Origin of the sequence: Brevundimonas sp. (assembly GCF_027487935.1) — a bacterium.
Lineage (GTDB): Bacteria > Pseudomonadota > Alphaproteobacteria > Caulobacterales > Caulobacteraceae > Brevundimonas.
This window is the reverse complement of record NZ_JAIYCP010000006.1, coordinates 1-21042: the sequence shown is the minus strand read 5'-3', so window position 1 is coordinate 21042 and position 21042 is coordinate 1. Positions and strand designations below refer to the sequence as shown.

Annotated in this window: 24 protein-coding genes; 13 read left to right on the top strand and 11 right to left on the bottom strand. The window is 67.0% G+C overall.

Going from position 1 to position 21042, the window contains the following annotated elements:
• From Q0053_RS02910 to Q0053_RS02880, 7 genes are all read right to left on the bottom strand, one after another.
• Complete coding sequence (locus tag Q0053_RS02910; RefSeq protein WP_298095769.1) at nt 1-1572, bottom strand: carboxylesterase/lipase family protein; 1572 nt, start codon at nt 1570-1572, stop codon at nt 1-3.
• Nucleotides 1554-2312: a molybdopterin-dependent oxidoreductase gene (locus tag Q0053_RS02905; RefSeq protein WP_298095767.1), complete on the bottom strand. Its 759-nt coding sequence runs from the start codon at nt 2310-2312 to the stop codon at nt 1554-1556. The genes Q0053_RS02910 and Q0053_RS02905 overlap by 19 nt, the downstream gene beginning before the upstream one ends.
• Nucleotides 2309-3142 (bottom strand): cytochrome b/b6 domain-containing protein, encoded by an 834-nt coding sequence (locus Q0053_RS02900; protein ID WP_298095788.1) that lies wholly within the window; start codon nt 3140-3142, stop codon nt 2309-2311. The genes Q0053_RS02905 and Q0053_RS02900 overlap by 4 nt, the downstream gene beginning before the upstream one ends.
• 99 nt (nt 3143-3241) lie before the next feature.
• A complete protein-coding gene (locus Q0053_RS02895; protein WP_298095764.1) occupies nt 3242-3709 on the bottom strand; it encodes a nucleoside-triphosphatase in 468 nt (155 codons plus the stop codon).
• A 5-nt stretch (nt 3710-3714) separates the two neighbouring features.
• A complete protein-coding gene (locus Q0053_RS02890) occupies nt 3715-4218 on the bottom strand; it encodes a cell wall hydrolase (protein ID WP_298095761.1) in 504 nt (167 codons plus the stop codon).
• 94 nt (nt 4219-4312) lie between these two features.
• Nucleotides 4313-5776, bottom strand: a complete 1464-nt coding sequence (locus Q0053_RS02885) for a sensor histidine kinase (RefSeq protein WP_298095758.1) — start codon at nt 5774-5776, stop codon at nt 4313-4315.
• The gene (locus Q0053_RS02880) at nt 5773-6495 is read right to left on the bottom strand and encodes a VTT domain-containing protein (RefSeq protein WP_298095755.1); all 723 of its coding nucleotides are present in this window, start codon (nt 6493-6495) and stop codon (nt 5773-5775) included. The genes Q0053_RS02885 and Q0053_RS02880 overlap by 4 nt, the downstream gene beginning before the upstream one ends.
• 118 nt (nt 6496-6613) lie before the next feature.
• Here Q0053_RS02880 and rpmH point away from each other — a divergent pair, with 118 nt between their 5' ends.
• The 5 genes from rpmH (at nt 6614) to Q0053_RS02855 (ending at nt 10894) form a co-directional block, all read left to right on the top strand.
• Nucleotides 6614-6748, top strand: coding sequence for a 50S ribosomal protein L34 (gene rpmH / locus Q0053_RS02875; protein ID WP_003164000.1), 135 nt, complete (start codon nt 6614-6616; stop codon nt 6746-6748).
• Between the two features lie 132 nt (nt 6749-6880).
• Nucleotides 6881-7282, top strand: a complete 402-nt coding sequence (rnpA, locus tag Q0053_RS02870; protein WP_298095752.1) for a ribonuclease P protein component — start codon at nt 6881-6883, stop codon at nt 7280-7282.
• A gap of 5 nt (nt 7283-7287) precedes the next feature.
• Nucleotides 7288-9093 (top strand): membrane protein insertase YidC, encoded by a 1806-nt coding sequence (gene yidC / locus Q0053_RS02865; protein WP_298095749.1) that lies wholly within the window; start codon nt 7288-7290, stop codon nt 9091-9093.
• Nucleotide 9094: 1 nt separating this feature from the next.
• Nucleotides 9095-9736: a ribosome biogenesis GTP-binding protein YihA/YsxC gene (gene yihA / locus Q0053_RS02860; RefSeq protein ID WP_298095747.1), complete on the top strand. Its 642-nt coding sequence runs from the start codon at nt 9095-9097 to the stop codon at nt 9734-9736.
• A 177-nt stretch (nt 9737-9913) separates the two neighbouring features.
• A complete protein-coding gene (locus Q0053_RS02855; RefSeq protein WP_298095744.1) occupies nt 9914-10894 on the top strand; it encodes an alpha/beta hydrolase in 981 nt (326 codons plus the stop codon).
• A 75-nt stretch (nt 10895-10969) separates the two neighbouring features.
• Here the strand turns inward: Q0053_RS02855 and Q0053_RS02850 are convergent, their stop codons facing one another.
• From Q0053_RS02850 to Q0053_RS02835, 4 genes are all read right to left on the bottom strand, one after another.
• Nucleotides 10970-11617, bottom strand: a complete 648-nt coding sequence (locus Q0053_RS02850; RefSeq protein WP_298095741.1) for a DUF2490 domain-containing protein — start codon at nt 11615-11617, stop codon at nt 10970-10972.
• 69 nt (nt 11618-11686) lie between these two features.
• The gene (locus Q0053_RS02845) at nt 11687-12208 is read right to left on the bottom strand and encodes an SgcJ/EcaC family oxidoreductase (RefSeq protein ID WP_298095738.1); all 522 of its coding nucleotides are present in this window, start codon (nt 12206-12208) and stop codon (nt 11687-11689) included.
• Between the two features lie 202 nt (nt 12209-12410).
• On the bottom strand, nt 12411-13349 hold the full coding sequence (locus Q0053_RS02840; protein WP_298095736.1) for a pirin family protein: 939 nt from the start codon (nt 13347-13349) through the stop codon (nt 12411-12413).
• A 37-nt stretch (nt 13350-13386) separates the two neighbouring features.
• Entirely contained in the window at nt 13387-13875 is a 489-nt protein-coding gene (locus Q0053_RS02835; RefSeq protein WP_298095733.1) for an Lrp/AsnC family transcriptional regulator, read from the bottom strand.
• A 141-nt stretch (nt 13876-14016) separates the two neighbouring features.
• Between Q0053_RS02835 and Q0053_RS02830 the strand changes: the two genes are divergently transcribed.
• The 8 genes from Q0053_RS02830 to Q0053_RS02795 form a co-directional block, all read left to right on the top strand.
• Nucleotides 14017-15252 (top strand): thiamine pyrophosphate-dependent enzyme, encoded by a 1236-nt coding sequence (locus Q0053_RS02830; RefSeq protein WP_298095730.1) that lies wholly within the window; start codon nt 14017-14019, stop codon nt 15250-15252.
• 2 nt (nt 15253-15254) lie between these two features.
• On the top strand, nt 15255-16280 hold the full coding sequence (locus Q0053_RS02825) for an alpha-ketoacid dehydrogenase subunit beta (protein ID WP_298095729.1): 1026 nt from the start codon (nt 15255-15257) through the stop codon (nt 16278-16280).
• 1 nt (nt 16281) lies between these two features.
• Complete coding sequence (locus tag Q0053_RS02820; RefSeq protein WP_298095726.1) at nt 16282-17598, top strand: dihydrolipoamide acetyltransferase family protein; 1317 nt, start codon at nt 16282-16284, stop codon at nt 17596-17598.
• A 5-nt stretch (nt 17599-17603) separates the two neighbouring features.
• Nucleotides 17604-17915 carry a hypothetical protein gene (locus Q0053_RS02815; RefSeq protein ID WP_298095723.1) on the top strand — a complete coding sequence of 104 codons (312 nt, stop codon included), beginning with the start codon at nt 17604-17606 and terminating at the stop codon, nt 17913-17915.
• Nucleotides 17912-18061: a hypothetical protein gene (locus Q0053_RS02810; protein WP_298095721.1), complete on the top strand. Its 150-nt coding sequence runs from the start codon at nt 17912-17914 to the stop codon at nt 18059-18061. The genes Q0053_RS02815 and Q0053_RS02810 overlap by 4 nt, the downstream gene beginning before the upstream one ends.
• Before the next feature lie 104 nt (nt 18062-18165).
• Nucleotides 18166-18501, top strand: a complete 336-nt coding sequence (locus tag Q0053_RS02805) for a GIY-YIG nuclease family protein (RefSeq protein WP_298095718.1) — start codon at nt 18166-18168, stop codon at nt 18499-18501.
• Between the two features lie 63 nt (nt 18502-18564).
• Nucleotides 18565-19959, top strand: coding sequence for a dihydrolipoyl dehydrogenase (gene lpdA, locus Q0053_RS02800; RefSeq protein WP_298095714.1), 1395 nt, complete (start codon nt 18565-18567; stop codon nt 19957-19959).
• A 178-nt stretch (nt 19960-20137) separates the two neighbouring features.
• The coding region (locus Q0053_RS02795; protein ID WP_298095711.1) for a substrate-binding domain-containing protein at nt 20138-21042 on the top strand (905 nt) is incomplete at its 3' end.

Here is a 21042-nt window from a genome sequence, read left to right as displayed (position 1 = left end):
TCACGTCCCCGGCTGAATGTAAGGAATACGCCCGAAGAACCGCCGCTCGTCCCCGCGCGGATCGTTCTCCATCCGGGGCGGCAGGTCCATGATCATCGTCTCACGGCGCGCGAGCGAATAGGGCGTCCACCCCGGCAGGCCGGCGTGGTTCGGATTGCCGGTGCGGGCGAAGGCCAGCAAGGCGTCGCTCATCCGGTCGGCCATGGCCTGTGCGTTCGGCCCGACGGCGCCTGAGCCCTCGGCAGCGACATTGTCCAGCATCAGGGGAATATCCGAGGTGTGGAAGGCTCCGGTCCGGCCGTTCGGCATCCGCGAGGCCCAGTCCAGCTGCCAGACGAAGGCGGGCGAGCCCTGCGCCGCCCGCATCTCGGCCTCGATCACCGCAGCACGCCAGCTGCGGGCGGCCGTGGTGGCCCGGATCAGGACCTGATCGGGGCTCATCCCGGGATGGTTCGCGCGATACCAGGCCACGACCTCTTCCGGTGCCACATCGATCCGCATCTGCGACGGCGTCAGCCGGGCGGGCAGGGCGTCCCACGTCAGACCCGCATTGGCCGGATCGCCGCCGAGGAAGGCCAGGGTCTCCTCGCGCGTATTGCCGATCATCATCGGAACATGGGCCGACTGCGGCGCGGCGTCGGGCCAGAACGGGTGCCGGGTCAGGGTCCGCCCGTCCAGCACCGGCCCGAAATACAGCGAACCGCCCAGGATGGGGTCGGTCGCGCCCGCCGCCTCGATCAGCCGCTCGACCGGCATCGTGCGAACCGCGTCGATCCGGTCCGGCCCCAGCCCCAGCGCCTCCAGCCAGACCTCCGCCCGGCGCGTGGCGTTCAACGGCCCTGAAACCGTCACCTGCTGCCCACTCATGGTCACGGCGCGGTGGAACAGGCCGGCGGCGGCGGGCATGGCCATCAGGGTGGCGATCTTGGCCCCGCCACCCGACTGGCCGACCACGGTGACAGAGCCGGGATCGCCGCCGAAGGCCGCGATATTGTCCCGCACCCACTGCAGCGCCAGCACCAGATCCAGCTGCCCCAGATTGCCACTGTCCTCGAACCCGGGTGCCAGTCGCGCCAGCGCGGCATAGCCCAGCGGCCCCAGACGGTGGTTGACGGTCACCATCACCACATCGCCCCGCGCCGCCAGCCGGGCACCGTTCGTCAATGGACTCGCGCCTGATCCCGTCGAATAGGCTCCCCCGTGGATATAGACGATCACCGGCCGTCTCCCGGTGTCCAACGCCGGTGTCCAGACGTTGAGGCGCAGGCAGTCCTCGGATTGGTTCGGCTCGGTCCCGCGCTGGGGGGAGGCCGGGCCGTAGTCGTTTCCGGCAAGGGGCTCTCGCCATGAGGAAGGCTGGATCGGCGGCCGGAAACGCCGCGGGCCCGTGTCCGCGCCATAGGGGATGCCCCTGAACGCCAGCACCTCGCCCTCGACATGGGCGCTGACCGGGCCGTGGCGGGTCGTCGCGATCAGGCTGACCGGCCGGGCTCTGGCCGGGACCGCAGGGACAACCAGCGCCGCGCCGGCCGCCAGCCCCAACCCGCGTCGGGTCAGATGCCCGCGTACCACTCGTAGCCCCGGTCTTCCCAATAGCCGCCCTTGCCGCCGCCCAGGTGGGCGAAGCTTTCCACGGCCTCGATCCGCTTGATGTATTTGGCGTGCTTGTAGCCCAGCTGCCGCTCGACACGCAGTCGCAACGGCGCGCCGTGCGGGACCGGCAGAACCTCTCCGTTCATCTCCCAGGCGAGGATGGTCTGGGGGTGCCGGGCGTCGATCAGATCGATGCTTTCATAATACCGCTCCCCGTCCTCACGCTGATCGAGAGCGTCGAAACAGTGGAAGACGATGTAGCGCGCCTGCGGCTTCAGCCCGGCCTCGTCGAGCAGGGTCTCCAGCCTTACGCCGGTCCACTCTGCGATCGAGGTCCAGCCCTCGACACAGTCGTGTTTGGTGATCTGGCTCTGCGCCGGGCGGGTACGCAGTTCTTCCAGGCTCAGGGAAAGGGGCCGCTCGACCAGCCCGTCGATGACCAGTCTGTAGCCGGCGAACCCGTCGGCCTTGAGCGCCTTGTAGTCGGCCGCTGCGGGGTCGACCGAGCCATTGGCCTTGAAGTCCGGCGAGATCTGCGCCCGACTGTAGGTCGGGGCCAGGGCGTCGGGGGGGAGGAAAAGGCGTTGGGAGCGGAGGGTCAGTCCCTCGCCCATCCGCCGGGCCTGCTCGGCCAGCCGGGTCCCGGCCTGGTTACAGGCCGCGAGCAAGGCGGTCGCGGCGGTGGCGACGGCCCCGGTCAGCCAGCGACGACGGTTCATGACGGGTCTCCCGGTTCGGTCGGCGGCTTGTGGCGGCGTTTCGGTCCCGCAGTGGACCCGGGCGGCTCGATGACGAACCAGCCGGTGATCATCGCACGCATATTGTTGAACAGGCCGGTCCAGATCACCAGCCCGACATGGATGGCGATAAAGCCGACGATCAGGGCCGCCGAGATGAAATGCAGGGTCCGCGCCGACTGCCGCCCGCCCATGATGTCCAGGAGAATGCCGCCGATGGCATTGAAACCCGGCGACATCGACAGGCCGGTGATCAGCATCATCGGCAGCACGACCAGGATCATGGTCAGATAGGTCAGCTTCTGGATGACGTTGTAGGCACGGGCGTGATCGTCCGTCGGGAAATGGAAGCGGGCGTGTTCGACGATGGAAGGGCCGAGGCCCTTCAGGTCGGCGCTGGTCGGCACCAGGCGGCGGCCGAACCGGCGCGTGATCAGCCCGAGGGTCAGATAGGCCAGGCCGTTCAGAACGAAGATCCAGGCGAACAGGAAGTGATAGTTGCGCGCCTCGGCCAGGTTGCGCCCCTGCGGGATCAGCAACCAGTTCGGAATCGGGGGAATACTCACCCACGGATCGGCGAAGGTGGAGCGAACGCCCCAGTAGAGGTGCGGATGGGCCAGCAGGATGTTGAGCCCGCTCATGATCAGCACCACGACGGCAATGACGTTCAGCCAGTGCGCCAGCCTTACCCAGGCCGGATGTCGCCAGGTATCGGTACGGCCGTTCGCCAGCGGCCGGTCCGCAAAGCGGGATGCTGCGGCCCGGGCCCGGCCCGGGGCGTGCCCGTCGTCATCGGATGGGGCATTTGCCATGTCGGTCAATCTTCCCTCCGGACGCGCGCGGAACGACGCTCTCACGGGACCCCGCAGGGTGCAACTGTCGGGTCGGCCACACGGTCCGTTTCCGGGCGTTTACCGGTCGGGGTCGAAAATCGTTACGGCTCCCCGACAGAACCGGTCGGCGACTGCGTCGATGAGGGAGGTGCGGACCAGAAGAACCCGCCGGGTTGTCGGATGGTCCCGCTCCAGTCGATCCAGCAGCGGCGCAAACCCGCCCCCCCGCATCTCCAGCGGACCGACCTCGTCAATCACCACCGATCCGGCCGACCCGAGCGCCTGATCGATATGCTGAACCGCCCAGTCGAACGCGGCCTGGCGGAACTGGAACCGGCCGACCGTGACAGCGACCTCGTCACTGGCCGGATGCTCCAGGGGCACCTCTTCCCCCGTCGCAATGTCCATGAGCCGCCGCCCTGTCGGTGATTTCAGGGCCAGAACGCCGGCCACGGGTCGTCCGGCCAGGCCCTCGGCCTCGATCCAGGCCGCAGCCCGCCGCGTCTTGCCGGACCCGATCTCGCCGTGGATCAGCAGGACGTGCATTCGGGTCAGTCTTTCGGGGTGCCGGTCCCGCAGGTTCGGGGCGAGCGCTCGCAGGCCGCCACCTCGGCGGCCCAGGCGGCGCGCTCGCGCTCGTAGCGAAGGCGGGCGGCTTCGTTCGCGGCGACGTTGGCCTCCCACTGCGCCCGTTCGGTTTCCAGCCGGGCGACCTCGGCGCGCCAGCGGGCGTCCTCAACCCGCCAGGCGGCGATATCCTCGTTCTCGCGGCGCTCGGCGGCGTTGTTGCGGGCGACGATCGCCGCGTTCAGCCGGATCGTTTCTGCGACCTCGGCGGGGTCCTGCTCCGACCCGGGGGCCGCGCTGTAGGTTTCTCCGCGCAGCCGCAGCCATTCCTCGGACCCCGGCGCAGGGATTGCGGCCGGTGCCGCCGGGGGCGTGATCTGCTGGGGCGTGGTCCTCTGGACCGGGGCCTGCGGCCGGGTCGTCTGGGCGAGGACCGGCGCGGCGGCCAGTGCCAGGACGGCCAGGGCAGCGGGGGTGAAGCGGATCATGTGAAAAGCCTCCGGGACAGATGGGCGCTAGGCGATGCTGGGTGGTTTCCTGCGGCGCTGCCAGTGATAACGCCGATCGGGCGATTTGGCCCTGTCAGTGTGGCAGACGCAGGGCAAAGGTGGTCCCCGTCGGTCCGGTCTCTACGAGGGTCAGGGCCCCGCCGTGGTTGGCAGCCAGTTCCCGCGAGATCGCCAGTCCAAGGCCCGCGCCGCCCGAGGCGCGGCCACTGACGAACGGCTCGAACAGGCTTTCCGACAGACGTGACGGAATACCGGGCCCGTCATCGATGATCTGGATGATGCAGGCGTTGTCTTCGGTCGAGGCGATGACCCTGACGACGCCCTTCCGGGCTGTTCTGCGGGTCGGGTCGCTCTCGATGGCCTGCCGGGCGTTGCGCATCAGATTGACCAGCACGCGGTGCAACTGGTCGGGATCCGCCTGGATGGCCAGCCTCGCCGGGATGGATTTTGTCAGACGGACACCCGCCGCCGTCAGGCCGGCGTCCTCGGCCGCTGCGGCAATGGCGGGGGCGAGGGGGATGCGGACCCGCTGCGGCGGCGGCTCCTCGCTCTTGCCGTACTCCAGCACATTGCGGGAGAGGGTGGCCGCGCGGCCCAGGGCCCGCTCCAGCCGCGGCAGGACGCGGGCCACCTCGGGATCCGGCGAGTCGGCCAGACGTTCGGATGCCAGTTGTGCCGACGTCAGCATGTTGCGCAGGTCGTGGTTGATCTTCGCCACAGCCTCGCCGAGGGCCACCAGCCGGGCGCGGGATCGCAGGGAGACGCGGACCTCTTCCTGCATGCGCGCCAGTTCGCGCTCGACCCGGCCGATCTCGTCGTGCCGGTCACCGGGCGGAGTGCCCGCGGACTCCGGGTCGCGGGCGAAATGCTCGATCGAGCGGGTGACCCGGCGCAGCGGCTGCAGGACCAGGAAGGCCAGACCGCCGTACAGCAATCCCCCGGCGACCAGCGAAATCAGCAGCGACACCAGCAGGCTGTTGACCAGAAAGGCCGCCAGTTCGGCCTTCAGGGGCTCGGCCGGCGCCAGAATCTCGATGAAATCGCCCGAACGGTAGCGCGGTCTGGCCTGGACCCGGATCGACCGGTCAGGGTGGCCGAACAGGGTGCGCCAGGGATCGGCGATCCGGGTCATGGGCCGGCTCTGGCGCAAATCGATCAGATCGGGTGTCCTCGGCAGGTTGGGGGCCTGCAGCAACAGCCGTCTGACGCCCTGGTCGCCGACCACCACGGCCTGCACGCCGCCGATCGCCAGCAACTGTTCAGCGGCGTCGTCCTCGACCGCCGAATAGGGCAGGGCCTCGACCCCGACAGAGGCCAGTTCAGCCGACTGCAGCCGATCCAGAAGCCAGCGCTCGTGGAAGCTGGCGGCGCTCGGAACGATGATCAGGATCTCCACCACCACGGTGAAGACAAAGGTCAGCATCAGCAGCCGCCAGGCGAGCGCGTCCGGGGCGTGGAATTTCAGCCGCTCGCGCCAGTCGGCCGGCAGGCGAAGGCGGCTCCGGAGGCGATCGAAAAGGGGCCGGAGCCGGTTCATTCCGGAGCCTTTCGGGCGAGCGCGCGCTGCAACGCCTTCAGACCGAACGGCAGAACGACCGCGAGGACGAAGACCCCCGCCATCGGGGCCCGGAACTGGCCAAACAGCGCCTGGAAATCCGGGTCCGGGTTGGTCTGCAGCAGTTCACTCAGCCGCGCCCCGATCCAGCAATAGATGATGTGGGCCGGCAGCAGGCCGATGAAGGTGGCGACCGTATAGGGCGTCAGCCGGACCGACATGATCCCGGCGGCGACATTGATCATGTGAAAAGGGACCACCACGGCGAGGCGCGAGGCCAGAACATACCAGAAGGTATCCTTGTCGATCGCGTTGCAGACCTTCTGCATCAGGCCCTGGTCACGCTCGGCCTTCAGTCTGAGGGCCGCGCCCAGCGCCGATCGCGCCACAGCATAGACGATCAGGGCTCCCACCGTGGCGGCGATCGAGGTCGAGACCCCGCCGACCCAGGGCCCGAACAGATAGCCCGCGGTGATGGTGACGAAAAACACGCCCGGCACCACGCTGGCGGTCAGGACGGCGAAGACGACCATCAGGATCAGCAGGCACAGCAGGTAGTTGGCGTCCTTGAAGGCCTGGAATTCTGCGCCGTGCACCCGGATGGTGTCCAGCGACAGATACCGGTTCCAACCCATGGCGAAGATCAGGGCAATGACGCCGGCCAGCAAAATCAGGGGCAGGAAGCGTTTGATCCGGTCCATTGTCTCTCCGCAGCGGGGGCATCGGCGTTGACACCGCGGGCCCTGCCGCTTATACGCCCGCCCTTCCCGCGACGGATGCTTTCCGCCGCCTTTTTGTATTCAGTCCCAGGAGCCGAACGTGAAGCGGACCTATCAGCCGTCGCGACTCGTGCGCAAGCGCCGTCACGGCTTCCGTTCGCGGATGGCCACCAAGAACGGACAGAAGATCGTTGCGCGGCGTCGCGCCAAGGGCCGCAAGCGCCTGACGGCCTAAGTCTTCCATTCCTCCCCTTCAGGGGAGGGGGACCATGCGAAGCATGGTGGAGGGGCGTCGGCCACGAGAACCGGTGAAGCGGATAAACCCCTCCACCGCTTCGCGGTCCCCCTCCCCCAAGGGGGAGGAATAATGAGCGACCCATTCAAAATTGAACGCCTGACTTCGCGGCCCCAGTTCCTGGCGGCCGCGAAAGGCGTTTCAGAGGCCCGTGGTGCGGTGGTGGTGCAGCGGCTGGACCGCCAGGACGGCACCTCCACGGTGGGCCTGGGCTTCACGGCGACCCGCAAGGTCGGCAACGCCGTCATTCGCAACCGCGCCAAACGTCGACTGAGAGAGGCGGCGCGGGCCACAGTCCCCCTGTTGGCGGTCCCCGGCAGCGACTATGTCTTCATTGCCCGCATGGGCACAGCGGACCGTCCGTGGGACCGTTTGCTTGACGATGTGAAATCGGCGCTTACAAGGCTCGCGACCCCGCGATCGGCGCCCCGTCCAGCGCCTCCCCAACCCGCGTCCGCCGGCCAGGATTCCTGATCTCCATGCCTCCACACGACAACAGCCGAAACACGATCCTCTTCGTTGTGATCGCGGGCATCATGCTGATCGCCTACAGCTTCTTCGTGATGGAGCCGCAGGCCGCGAAGCGGAGGGCTGCCCAGCAGGCCGCGGCCGAACAGGCAGCCGCCGGTCCGGCCATCGCCGGAACCATCGCTGCGCCGTCTGCCGTCGTCTTTACGGACGATCGCGCCGTCGCCCTGGCGCGGGGCGGTGCCCGGGTGACGATCCAGACCGGGACGGTCACCGGTTCGCTGACCCTGATCGGGGCGCGCATCGATGACCTGTTCCTGACCCGCTATCGGGAAACCAATGAGGCCGGCTCGCCGCCGGTCGAACTGTTCCGTCCCGAGGGCATGCGTCACGCCTATCAGGCCCAGTTCGGCTGGAACGGCCCCAATGTCCAGGGCGGCGTTCCGGGCCCGACGACGCCGTGGCGTCTGACCGAGGGCACGATCCTGACCCCGGCCACGCCGATCACCCTGACGTGGGACAATGGTGCGGGCCTGCGCTTCACGCGCCGCATCGCCGTCGATTCCGAGTATCTCTTCACCATCACCGACACGGTCGCCAATCTCAGCGCCCAGCCGATCACCATCGCGCCCTGGGGCCGGATCGAACGCCAGGGCGTGCCCGACGATCTGGGCCGCCAGCAGGTCCTGCACGAAGGCGGTATCGGGACCTTCGGCACCGACGGAAAATACACGACCCAACAGCTGAAATACCAGGCCTGGGCCAAGAAGCCGGTGCAGGAGCATTCCTCCGTCGGCGGCTGGATGGGGATCACCGACAAATACTGGCTGGCCGCCCTTATCCCGCAGCAGGACGAGCAGATCGAGGCGGCCTTCCGCGTCACCGATGCCGCCCACGCGGACATCCATTCGGCGACCATGCTGGGTGAGGCCCACACCATCGCCCCCGGTCGCCAGATCACCGAGACCCAGCGCCTCTTCGCCGGCGCCAAGCGCAACGAAATCCTGGCCGGCTATGAGAAGAGCCTGGACCTGCCGCGCTTCGTCTATGCGATCGACTGGGGCTTCCTGTTCTTCCTGACCCGCCCGATCTTCTGGCTGGTTGAGCTGTACTACGGCTGGTTCGGGAATTTCGGCCTGGCCATCCTCGGCCTGACCCTGACCGTCCGCCTGTTCATGTTCCCGCTGGCCAACAAGAGCTACGAGAGCATGTCCAAGATGCGGACCCTCCAGCCGAAGATGGAGGAGCTGAAGAAGAAGCACCCCGACGATCCGGCGAAACAGCAGCAGGAGCTGATGGCGCTGTATCAGAAGGAGAAGATCAATCCGCTGGCGGGCTGTCTTCCCCTCCTGCTTCAGATCCCGGTCTTCTACGCCGTCTACAAGATGTTGTTCGTCACCATCGAGATGCGCCACCAGCCCTTCTTCGGCTGGATTCGCGACCTGTCGGCGGCGGACCCGTCCATGATCTGGAATCTGTACGGCCTGATCCCCTGGGACCCGGCCTCGACGCCCCTGATCGGGACCTATCTGGCCGGCACCTTCGCCCTCAGCGTCCTGGCCATCTTCTACGGCCTGACCATGTGGCTGCAGATGGCGATGAGCCCGCCGGCACCGGATCCGATGCAGCGCAAGATTTTCGCCTTCATGCCGATCATCTTCACCTTCATCATGGCCACCTTCCCGGCGGGTCTGCTGATCTACTGGGCCTGGTCCAACATCCTGACCATCTTCCAGCAGTATGTGATCATGCACCGCCTGAAGGCCGAGAACCCGATCGATACCTTCATCGAGCGGCTGAAGAAGGCGAAGGCCTGAGTTGGACGACTTCACGCCTGAGGCGCTGGAGCAGGCGCGCATCCTGTTCGCGCGCCCCGCGACCTTCGTCATGGGGTGCGCCAAGATCGAGCAGCTGCCCGATCCTGACCTGCCCGAGGTCGCCTTCGCCGGCCGGTCCAACGTCGGCAAGTCCAGCCTGATCAACGGCCTGGTCGGCATGCACAAACTGGCCCGGGCCTCGAACGAGCCGGGGCGCACGCGCGAGGTCAATTTCTTCGACCTCGACGGCAAGATGCGACTGGTCGACCTGCCCGGCTACGGCTGGGCCAAGGCCTCCAAGTCGACGGTGAAGAAATTCCAGGACCTGGGTCGCGACTATCTGCGCGGCCGGGTGACCTTGAAACGGGTCTATCTGCTGATCGATGCCCGCCACGGTCTGAAAAAGGTCGATGACGAGGCGCTCGACGCCCTCGATCTCGCCGCCGTCAGCTACCAGATCATCCTGACCAAGGCCGACAAGCTCAAGAAGGGCGAGGCCGAAAAGGTCCAGGAGGCGACCCTGAAGGGCGTCTCCAAACGCGGCGCCGCCTATCCGGCCGTCATCGTCACCTCGGCCGAAAAGGGCGACGGCATGCCCGAACTGCGCGCCGAGATCATGCGCACCACGGGCGTGACCCTGTAACGCCGTCTCCTCCCCGCTCTGCGGGGAGGGGGACCATGGGAAGCATGGTGGAGGGGCACCGGCCGCACAAACCGGGATGGATCGCCCCTCCACCCCTTCGCGGCCCCCCCCCTCCCCATTGTTTCGCGAAAGGGAGGAGACACTTGCCCGCGCCGCCTGAGAATGGTCCGTTGCCGAATGCAAACACGCACGATCCAGACCGACGGCCTTCGCCAGCAGATCCTCGAGGCCGGGTCCGGCCCCCTGGTCCTGCTCATCCACGGCTTCCCGGAGCTCGGGCTCAGCTGGCGGGCGCAGGTGCAGGCCCTTGCCGATGCCGGCTACCATGCCGTCGCCCCCGACATGCGCGGCTATGGCGGCACCGAACGGCCGGAGACGCGGGACGCCTGTTCGATCTTCCATCTCGTCGGCGACATGGTCGATCTGGTCCGGGCCCTGGGCCAGACCTCTTGCGTGGTGGTCGGCCACGACTGGGGGGCTTCGATCGCCTGGCACTGTGCCCTGATGCGATCGGACATGTTCCGGGCGGTGTTCGGCCTGTCCGTCCCGTTCCAGCCGCGCCGGCCCAAGGGGCCGCCGCTGGCCGCCATGGCGGCGATCTCGAAACGACTGGGCCGGGGCGATCTCTACATCTGCCGCTTCCAGGCGGATGACGCCCATGAGGTCTTCGACGCCGACCCCGCCACCGCCCTGCGCAAGGCCTTCTATGGCTATGACGGTGCCACGCCGGACGACCGCCAGTCGAACGGCTTTGTACCCGAGGGCCAGACCTTCATCTCTGTCGTGCCGGACGACGCCACCCTGCCGCCGTGGATGAGTCCCGCGCGGTTTGCCGACTATGTCGACGCCTTTACCGCCGGCGGTTTCCGCGGTCCCATCGACTGGTACCGGAACATGGACCGCAACTGGTCGCTGACGGCCCATCTGCAGGACGCCCGCATCACCGTGCCTGCCGCCTTTGTGGTCGGCGAGCGCGACCCGGTTCGTCACTATTCCGGCCAGCACGAGGCCGGTCAGAAGGACTGGCTGACGGACCTGCGGATGCAGGTGGTGGTCCCCGGTGCGGGGCACTGGATCCAGCAGGAACGGTCAGATGAGGTGAACCGGCTGCTGCTCGATTTTCTGACGGGGCTGCCCGGCGCTGCGCGGAACGGCTGAACGATCAGCGTCGCCGGTCCACAGGCTGCCGGGCGTTCAATCTGAGGACCCGCCAGCGCCTTCGAATGCCCGGTTTCAGAAGGCGACGCCGACCCCGATGAAGGGGGCGTGGCCGATGCGGTCGGGCGCATTGTCACGCACGTCCTGCTGGCGGAGATAGCCCAGGCTGACTTCGTAGCGACCGAATTCCCGTTCGAATCCGACGAAGGTCCGCAGACCCGTGACGCCGGTCTGGCCGTCCGGGGTCGTGCTCCGCAAGGTCACGAACAGTTCGGCGTCTGCGGTCAGGCTCCAGCTCTCGTCCGAGTCACCCAGCGGGATCGAGGTGCCGATACGCTGACGCACCCGCCAACCCGTCTGAGGATCCGTCGAGACGAACCGCTGTTCCGTGCGCGTGCGGAAATCGATCGGCCCCAGGCCATAGCTGACCTGTTGCAGCAGTCGAACCTCGCGCTGGTCCGGTCCGTTCCAGCGTTGCTCGATGCCGACGCCCCAGGTGTTGTCCCGGTCATCGTCGCGTTTGACCCAGCCGCGAACGAAATAGGTGTCGTGGCGCGGGTCGTTGCGGAATCGCTGCGCTGTTTCGAGCTCGATGGTGGTGCGACCGTTCACCGCCTTGCTGGCGGTCGGATTGAACCAGAACTCGGCCTCCTCGTCGCTCGCAAGGGCAGGCGTCGCCAGCGAGAGCGCCGCGATCGAGGTGGCCAGCACCCGTCTTTTCATGATCATCCGTCCGGAAAGCGCCGCCGCGGGGGGGATCCCGCGGCGGCTGATACAGTCTGGAAGAACCGCTTAGCGGGCGGCTTCCGGCATCATCGACGAGTGGAGATGGTCGATCTTCCAGTCGCCGCCTTCGAAGCGATAGATGAACGAATAGCGGGCGCGGACGTCCGTCTTGGCACCGGTGGCGGGGTCGGTCAGGGTGACCGTCCAGGTGCCGAGGCGGCTCGCCGTCTGGCAATCGATCTCGACCGTGCTGGTGTTGATCTGACCGACCGGCCGGTTCCGCAGGAAGCCGACGAAATAGTCCCGAACCATGGCCGGCGTGGTGCGCGGCGTATTGGAGACCGTTGCGAGCAGAACCGGTTCATTCGTGAAAAGCGCCGTGACCACATCCGGGTTGCCGGTTGCCCAGGCATCATTGAACCGGGCGAATTGGGCTTCGACATCCGCCCGGGACACCGTGGGGCAGCTGTGGTCGTGGGGCGAGCCCTGGGCCAGGGCCGCGCCCGGGACTGCGGCCGCCAGGGCCGAGAGAAGCGCCAGGCGCGCAGGGATTTTCAGGCCGGAGCGGCCCTTGGACAGTGATGACATGATGGTTCCACCTCGAAAGAGCGGCGACCGTTCAAGCCTGAACGCCCGCCGACGGTGCGGCCCGACATCACGATCGAAGTGATCGTCAGCGGGGCCCGGGCCGCCCTCTGTGGGTGCCTCGGCGATCGCTGGTCTGTCAACCGTCGGGGCCGTGGGTGTGACAATCCGTACCCGCCTTGCAGGGGTGCCGCTCGCTGCCCTGTCAGACCGGACCCGTCGGCTCGGGCTTCACGACCGGCGGCGCAGGCTCAGGCGTCGACGGCACATCGGGCAGGGGGATGAACTCCGCATCGTCCTCGACCGGCAGGGCCATGCGGCCGGCCTTCCAGTCCGCCTTGGCCGCATCGATCTTCGCCTGGGATGACGAGACAAAATTCCACCAGATGACGCGTGGTCCAACCGGCTCGCCGCCCATGACCATGACGGTCGAGGGCCGGATCGCCCTGATGGTCGGCTCGGCCGTCGGCTCGAGGACGATCATCTGCCCTTCGTGGAAGGTTCGGTCTCCGACCTCGATCTCGCCCTTGGCCACATACAGCGCCCGCTCCGAATGGCCGCCCGCGCCCTTGCCCGGCGGCGGCGCGGTGCGCACGCCCTCGGCCAGTTCCCAATGCACATAGAACAGCGGCGAGGCGGTCTTCACACGGGCCGAGGCGCCATAGGCTTCACCCGCGACCAGTCGGGCGAACAGGCCGGCGTTCTCATAGGCCGGCAGGTCGGGCCCGGCGTAGTGATGGAAGCTCGGGTCGCAATCCTCGCTCTCACCGGGCAGGGCGATCCAGGCCTGCATCCCGTGCATGGGGCCGCCCTCGGATCGCTTGGTAGGCGTGGTCCGCTCCGAATGGACGATGCCCTTGCCGGCGGTCATCCAGTTCACCTCGCCGGGGCGAATGGTCTGGGTTGCGCCGGTGCTGTCCCGATGGACGATCTCGCCCTCGAACAGATAGGTCAGGGTCGAAAGGCCGATATGCGGGTGCGGGCGGACATTGATCGCCTCGGACCCCGGCGTGAACTCTGCCGGCCCCATCTGGTCGAGAAAGATGAAGGGCCCGACCATCCGGCGCGCGTGGAACGGCAGGATCCGTCCGACCTCAAAGCCCCCGAGATCCTTGCGACGGGCGTCGATCACCATCTCGATCATCTGGTTTACCCCTTGGTTCCGCTTGTCTGGTTCGAGGTCAGGCGACGTGTGGCGTGATGATCCCCAGCGGCAGGGCCGTCACATTCTTTACCCCGCGGGTGACGATATGGCTCTCGCAGTCCGAAACGATGCCGAGGCTCAGCAGCTTGTGGCGCAGGAACTGGTCGAAGGCGTGCATGTCCGAGGTGATGATGCGCAGCACATAGTCCTCGCGTCCGGTGATGGTGGCGCATTGCACCACCTCGGGCCAGGCCGAGACGGCGGCCTCGAAGGCGTCGAGATTCTCGGTCGAGGGCAGGCTCAGCTTGACGATGGCATAGACCTCGAAATCCAGACCCAGCCGGGTCGCATCGAGCAGGGTCACGCGCTTGCGGATGAAGCCCGTATCCTCCAGTCTCTTGATGCGCCGCCAGCACGGCGAGGCCGACAGGCCGACCCGATCCGCGACCTCGGCCACCGACAATCCGGCGTCCTGTTGCAGGATGTCCAGAATCCGGGCGTCGACGGGATCGAGATCGTCAGCCAAGGCGTTTCTCCTGATTGAGGTATGGCGCAATAAAATACCGCAAAACCTGCCAAGGCAAGGTCAAAATCGAGCGAGCCTTGTCTGGCCGCCCGTGCTAATTGCGCCTCAGGAAACGCGGTCGGATCAACCGGACGGGACGGAATGAAGAAGCCCAATACCCAGGCCCTGTCGCTGCGCGTGCCGGAGCCTGCAGGCCGGCCCGGCGACCCCACCGACTTCAGCCATCTGAAGCTCGACCCCGCCGGCGTGGTGGACCGCCCCGAGGTCTCGACCACCCCCTTCGAGATGCGGGATCACGCCTTCCGGCTGGTGCGCGTGCTGGACGATGACGGCAAGGCGGTCGGTCCGTGGAATCCGAAGCTGGATCCCGAGACCCTGCGTCGCGGCCTCAAGGCCATGATCCTGACCCGCGCCTTCGACGACCGGATGCATCGCGCCCACCGCCAGGGCAAGACCAGCTTCTATATGAAATGCACGGGCGAGGAGGCCATCGCCGTCGCCCAGGGCATGATCCTGTCCCGCGAGGACATGGGCTTCCCCACCTATCGCCAGCAGGGCCTCCTGATCGCGCGCGGCTATCCGCTCGCGACCATGATGAACCAGATCTATTCCAACGCCTCGGATCCGATCAAAGGCCGCCAACTGCCGATCATGTATTCGGCGAAGGACTACGGCTTCTTCACTATCAGCGGCAATCTGGGCACCCAGGTGCCCCAGGCCGTCGGCTGGGCCATGGCCAGCGCCTACAAGGGCGACGACAAGATCGCCATCACCTGGATCGGCGACGGCGCCACGGCGGAAGGCGACTTCCACAACGCCCTGACCTTCGCCGCCGTCTACCGCGCCCCGGTCATCCTCAACATCGTCAACAACCAGTGGGCCATCAGCTCCTTCCAAGGCATTGCCGGCGGGCTGGAGACCACCTTCGCCTCCAAGGCCATCGGCTATGGCCTGCCGGCCCTGCGGGTCGACGGCAATGACTTCCTCGCCGTCTGGGCCGCGACCCAGTGGGCCGAGGAACGCGCCCGCTCCAACCAGGGCGCGACGGTGATCGAGCTGTTCACCTACCGCGGCGCCCCCCACTCGACCTCCGACGACCCCAGCCGCTACCGCCCCGCTGACGAGCATGAGAAATGGCCGCTCGGCGACCCGGTCATGCGCCTGAAACAGCACCTGATCGCCCTGGGCGAATGGTCCGACGCGCAGCAGACGGCCGCCGAGGCCGAGGCCGTCGAACAGGTCCGCGCCGCCGGCAAGGAATCCGAGGCCATCGGCACCCTCGGCCAGTCGCGTCCCTCGGTGAAGACCATGTTCGAGGAGGTCTATGCGACCGAGGACTGGCGCATCACCGAACAGCGGCGCGAGGTGGGAGTCTGACCATGACCACGACCCCCATGAACATGATCCAGGCCCTGAACTCGGCCCTCGACATCAAGATGACCGAAGACCCCAATGTCCTCAGCTTCGGCGAGGACGCGGGCTATTTCGGCGGCGTCTTCCGCGTCACCGACCACCTACAGAAGAAGCACGGCCTGACCCGCAGCTTCGACGCCCCGATCAGCGAATGCGGCATCGTCGCCGCCGCCATCGGCATGGGCGCCTACGGCCTGCGCCCGGTCGTCGAGATCCAGTTCGCCGACTACATCTATCCGGCCTATGACCAGATCGTCTCGGAAGCGGCCAAGCTGCGCTATCGCTCGGCCGGTCAGTTCACCAGCCCGATCACGGTGCGCAGCCCCTACGGCGGCGGCATCTTCGGCGGCCAGACGCACTCACAGAGCCCCGAGAGCCTGTTCACCCACATCGCCGGTCTCAAGGTCGTCATCCCGTCCAATCCCGTGGACGCCAAGGGCCTGCTGACCGCGGCTATCGAGGACGACGACCCGGTCATCTTCTTCGAGCCCAAACGCCTCTACAACGGCCCCTTCGACGGCTGGCACCAGAAGCCGGTCAGCCCCTGGAAGGCCCAGGACCTGGCCCAGGTCCCGACCGGCAAACATGTCGAGCCGATCGGCAAGGCCCGCGTCATGCGCGAAGGCAGTGACGTCACCATCCTCTGCTACGGCACCATGGTCTGGGTCAGCCTCGCGGGCGCCGAACATGCCGGCGTCGACGCCGAGGTCATCGACCTGCGCACCCTCGTGCCGCTGGACATCGAGACCATCGAGGCCAGCGTGAAGAAGACCGGCCGCTGCGTCATCGTTCACGAGGCCCCGAAAACCTCGGGCTTCGGCGGTGAGCTGAGCGCCCTGGTGCAGGAGCGCTGCTTCTATCATCTCGAGGCGCCGATCGCGCGGGTGACCGGCTGGGACACCCCCTATCCGCACGCCTTCGAGTGGGAATATTTCCCGGGACCCGAACGGGTCGCCACGGCCCTGAAGGCCGTCATGAGTGGAGGACGCTAGGATGGGTCGCTACGTCTTCAAACTGCCCGACGTGGGCGAAGGCACCGCCGAGGCCGAACTGGTCGCCTGGCACGTCAAGGTCGGCGACACCGTCGCCGAAGACCAGATCATCGCCGACATCATGACCGACAAGGCCACGGTCGAGCTGACCTCGCCCGTCGCCGGCCGCGTCACCGCCGCCCATGGCGAACCGGGCCAGCAGCTGGCGGTCGGTTCCCCGCTGGTGGAGTTCGAGGTCGAGGGTGCGGGCAATGCCGCCGGTGCCGAGGCGCCGCCCCCCTCGAACCCTGCTCCGCAGGCTTCGGTCCCCCTGACAGGGGGACAGACGGCAGCGGCCGTCTCCTCCCCGCAACGCGGGGAGGGGGACCATCCGAAGCCGCAGGCGAAGGATGGTGGAGGGGCGCCAACCGCACGAACCCTCTCAACCCGCAACGAACGCCCGCTCGCTTCCCCGGCCGTGCGCAACCGCGCCCGCGACCTGGGCATCGCGCTCCAGTTCGTACCCGGCTCCGGCCCCGCCGGTCGCATCGAGCACGGCGACCTCGACGCATATGTCGCGTCCGGCGGCCATGGATCGTCCGCCCCCGGAGCATCGGCATCCTCCACCTATGCCAAGGCCGAGGGCACCACCGAGACCCGCATCATCGGCCTGCGCCGCAAGATCGCGGAGAAGATGGCCGACAGCGTCCGCCGCATCCCCCACATCACCTATGTGGAAGAGATCGACGTCACCGCCCTCGAGGAACTCCGCGCCCACCTCAATGCGACGCGGAAAAAGGACCAGCCCAAGCTGAACGTCCTGCCCTTCATCGCCCGCGCCATCGTCGTGGCCCTGCGCGACCAGCCGACTATCAACTCCCACTACGACGACGAGGCCGGCGTCCTGACGACCCACGCCGCCGTTCACCTGGGTATCGCCGCCCAGACCCCGAACGGCCTGATGGTCCCGGTCGTCCGCCACGCCGAGGCGCGCGACCCCTACGACACCGCCCTCGAAATCGCCCGGGTCTCGGGTGCCGCCAAGGACGGCTCGGCCAAGCGCGAGGAGCTGTCGGGCTCGACCATCACCATCACCTCGCTGGGGACGCTGGGCGGCGTCGTCCACACCCCGATCATCAACCACCCCGAGGTCGCCATCGTCGGCCCCAACAAGATCGCCGAGCGGGTGGTGGTCAAGGACGGCCAGATGGTCGTGCGCAAGATGATGAACCTGTCCTCCAGCTTCGATCACCGCATCGTCGACGGCCACGACGCGGCGGTCTTCGTGCAGCGGATCAAGGGGCTTCTGGAGCATCCCGCGACGCTGTGGATGGGGTGAGGGTGGTGCGGTCTGACATCACGTACCTTCAGAATGTCGGTAAGTTCGGCGCATACGGCGACGTCAATAGCTTCGGATCTTGGCTCTACGGAAAGCGGCCTGACGGGCGAACGGTGCCCGTTAAGCGACGGTTTCTAGATGACGGCATCGTTGAGATTTACTCCGAAACAGAGGTCGATGGCGAGTTCATTCGCTATGTGACGCAGTTCACCTCGGATGAGTGGCTCACCATCTGCCTGAGCAAGAATGAGGAAGAGTTTCGTCGGAAAGTGAACGTCATCCTCTTCACCCGCCCCCGATCCGCGGAAGCAAAATGACCCAGACTCTCACCACCAAAGTCCTCATCATCGGCGCCGGCACCGGCGGCTATGTCGCCGGCATCCGCTGCGGCCAGCTGGGCCTCGACACCCCACCCCACGCTCCGCTCATCCCCGCGAAAGCGGGGACCCAGTGCTTTGGGTGATGGGGCCGATGGGACTTCCCGCTGACCCCTGTTCTGAAACACCGGCGTCAAGCTGGACAGGACTGGGTCCCCGCTTTCGCGGGGATGAGCGGAATCAATAGGGGATGGCCTTCTTCACCTACATCATGGCGAGCGGGCGCAACGGCACGACCTATGTGGGTTCCACAGACGACCTGATCACACGCGGGTTTCAGCACAAGACGAAGACCTTTATCGGGTTCACTTCCAAACACGACATCGATCGTCTGGTCTGGTTCGAGACGCACCCAACACGCGAGGCGGCGTTCAAGCGCGAGCGGCAGATCAAGAAATGGAACCGGCTCTGGAAGCTGGAACTGATCGAAAAGACCAATCCCGGCTGGGACGATTTGCATGATCGGCTGAGACTGGGCGGCCTGTCCGATGCGAAAGACTGGACGCCGCCCGAAGAACCCGAATGATCTGACGACGTGCCTCACAAAAGAACTGGGTCCCCGCGTTCGCGGGGATGAGCGGAAAAGAAGATGCAACAGACCAAGACCAAGGTTCTCATCATCGGCGCCGGCACGGGGGGTTACGTCGCCGCGATCCGCTGCGGCCAGCTCGGCCTTGAAACGACCCTTGTCGATGCTTCCGACGGCCTCGGCGGCACCTGCCTGAACGTCGGCTGCATCCCGTCCAAGGCCATCATCCACGCCGCCTCGAAATTCGAGACGGTGTCAAAGGCCGCCGCCGGAGGCACGCTGGGCATCACGGCGTCCAAACCCGCCATCGACCTGGCCCAGACCACGGCCTGGAAGGACGGCATCGTCCGTAAACTGAACGCCGGCGTCGCCGCCCTGCTGAAGAAGTCCAAGGTCAAGGTCATCAAGGGCTGGGCCCATTTCACCGACGCCAAGACCTGCACGGTGAAAACCGCCGACGGCGAGGTCACAATCTCGGCCGAACACGTCATCCTCGCCACCGGCTCGGAGCCGGTCGAACTGCCGTTCCTGAAGTTCGGCGGCGACGTCATCTCCTCGACCGAGGCCCTGTCGCTGGACAAGGTGCCCGGCAAGCTGGTCGTCGTCGGCGGCGGCTATATCGGGCTTGAGCTCGGCATCGCCTTCCGCAAACTGGGGGCCGAGGTCGCCATCGTCGAAATGGCCGATCGCCTGCTGCCGCTCTACGACAAGGCCCTGACCGATCCGGTCGCCAAATGGCTGGAGAAGCACGGCGTCGAACTGCACCTCGGCGCCAAGGCCGGGTCGTTCGAGAACGGCCAGCTGAACATCACGACGAAGGACGGCACCGCCCTCAAGCTCAAGGCCGACAAGGTCCTCGTCACCGTCGGCCGCAAGCCGCGCACCCAGGGCTGGGGGCTCGAAAACATGGGCGTGGCCATGGCCGGGCCGTTCGTGAAGATCGACGACCGCTGCGCCACCTCAATGAAGAACGTCTGGGCCGTCGGCGACCTGACCGGCGAACCCATGCTGGCCCACAAGGGCTCGACCCAGGGCGAGGTGGTCGCCGAGATCATCGCCGGCCACGACCGCCGCTTTGACCCCGTCACCATCGCCGCCGTCTGTTTCACCGAGCCCGAGATCGTCTCCGCCGGCCTGGGGCCGCTGGATGTCGAGGGTCGCGACGACGTCATCACTGCCGTCTTCCCGCTGGCCGCCATCGGCCGCGCCCTGGCCATCGAGGCCGGCGAGGACGGCGGCTTCGTCCGGGTGCTGGCGTCCAAGACCGACCACCGCCTGCTCGGCGTCCAGGCCGTCGGCCAGCACGTCGCCGAAATGTCCAACAGCTTCGCCCAGATGCTGGAGATGGGCGCGGTTCTGGAAGACGTCGCCGGCGTCATCCACGTCCACCCGACCCTCGGTGAAGCCTTCCACGAGGCGTCGCTGCGGGCCCTGGGGCATGCCATCCACATCTAGGGCTTAGGGCTTAGGGCTTAGGAATTAGGGGAGGCGGAACACACAGCCGGGGCCAAAGCTGACCGGGTCCCTACCCTACGCCCTAAGCCCTAAGCCCTAAACCCTAAGCCCTCCCCTTTGCCCCACCGTCACAATCCTCTGTTCTAACCGACGCTCCCCAGCCGTCCGGAGACTGACAATGACCCGCACCCTGCTCGCAGCCGCCTCGGCGATCGCCCTGCTCGCCCTCGGGGCCTGCGGCAACGACCAGTCTGCCGGCAACCAGACTGCCCGCGCCGGGGTCTGGGCGGCTGGCTCATCGACCGTCTTCCCCTTCGCCACCCGGGTGGCCGAGAATTTCGCCCGATCCTCGGGCGGCGCCGCCCCGCGCGTCGAAGCGCTGGGCACCGGCGGCGGCATCCAGGCCTTCTGCCAGGGCGTCGGCCCCAACACCCCGGACATCGCCAATGCCTCGCGTCGGATGAAGGCCTCGGAATACGCCCTCTGCCGGACCAACGGTGTCACCGATATCGTCGAGATCCAGATCGGCTTCGACGGCCTGGTCATCGCCACGGCCCGCAATGCGCCCGACTACGGCTTCGCGGGCGATGACCTCTATCTGGCGATCGCCAAGCAGGTGCCCGGCCCGAACGGGACCTTCATCACCAACCCCTATACGACGTGGAACCAGGTCAATCCCGGCCTGCCGGCCTCGCGTATCCAGGTCTATGGCCCGCCGCCGACCTCGGGGACGCGCGACTCCTGGCTGGAGCTGGCCATGACCCCCTCGGCCAAATCCGTACCGGCCCTGGCGGCCCTGGCCGAAAGCGATGAGGACCGGTTCGAGACCCTGGCCCACACCCTGCGCGAGGACGGTGCCTGGGTCGATTCCGGCGAGAACGACAACGCCATCGTCCAGACCCTGACCCGCACCCCGGGCTCGACCGGCGTGTTCGGCTATTCCTTCCTCGAGCAGAACAGCGACACGGTGAAGGCGCATGCCGTCAACGGCGTCATGCCGACGATCGAGACCATCGCCTCGGGCCAGTATCCGATCTCCCGGTCCATGTTCATCTACGTCAAGAAACAGCACGTCGGCGTGAC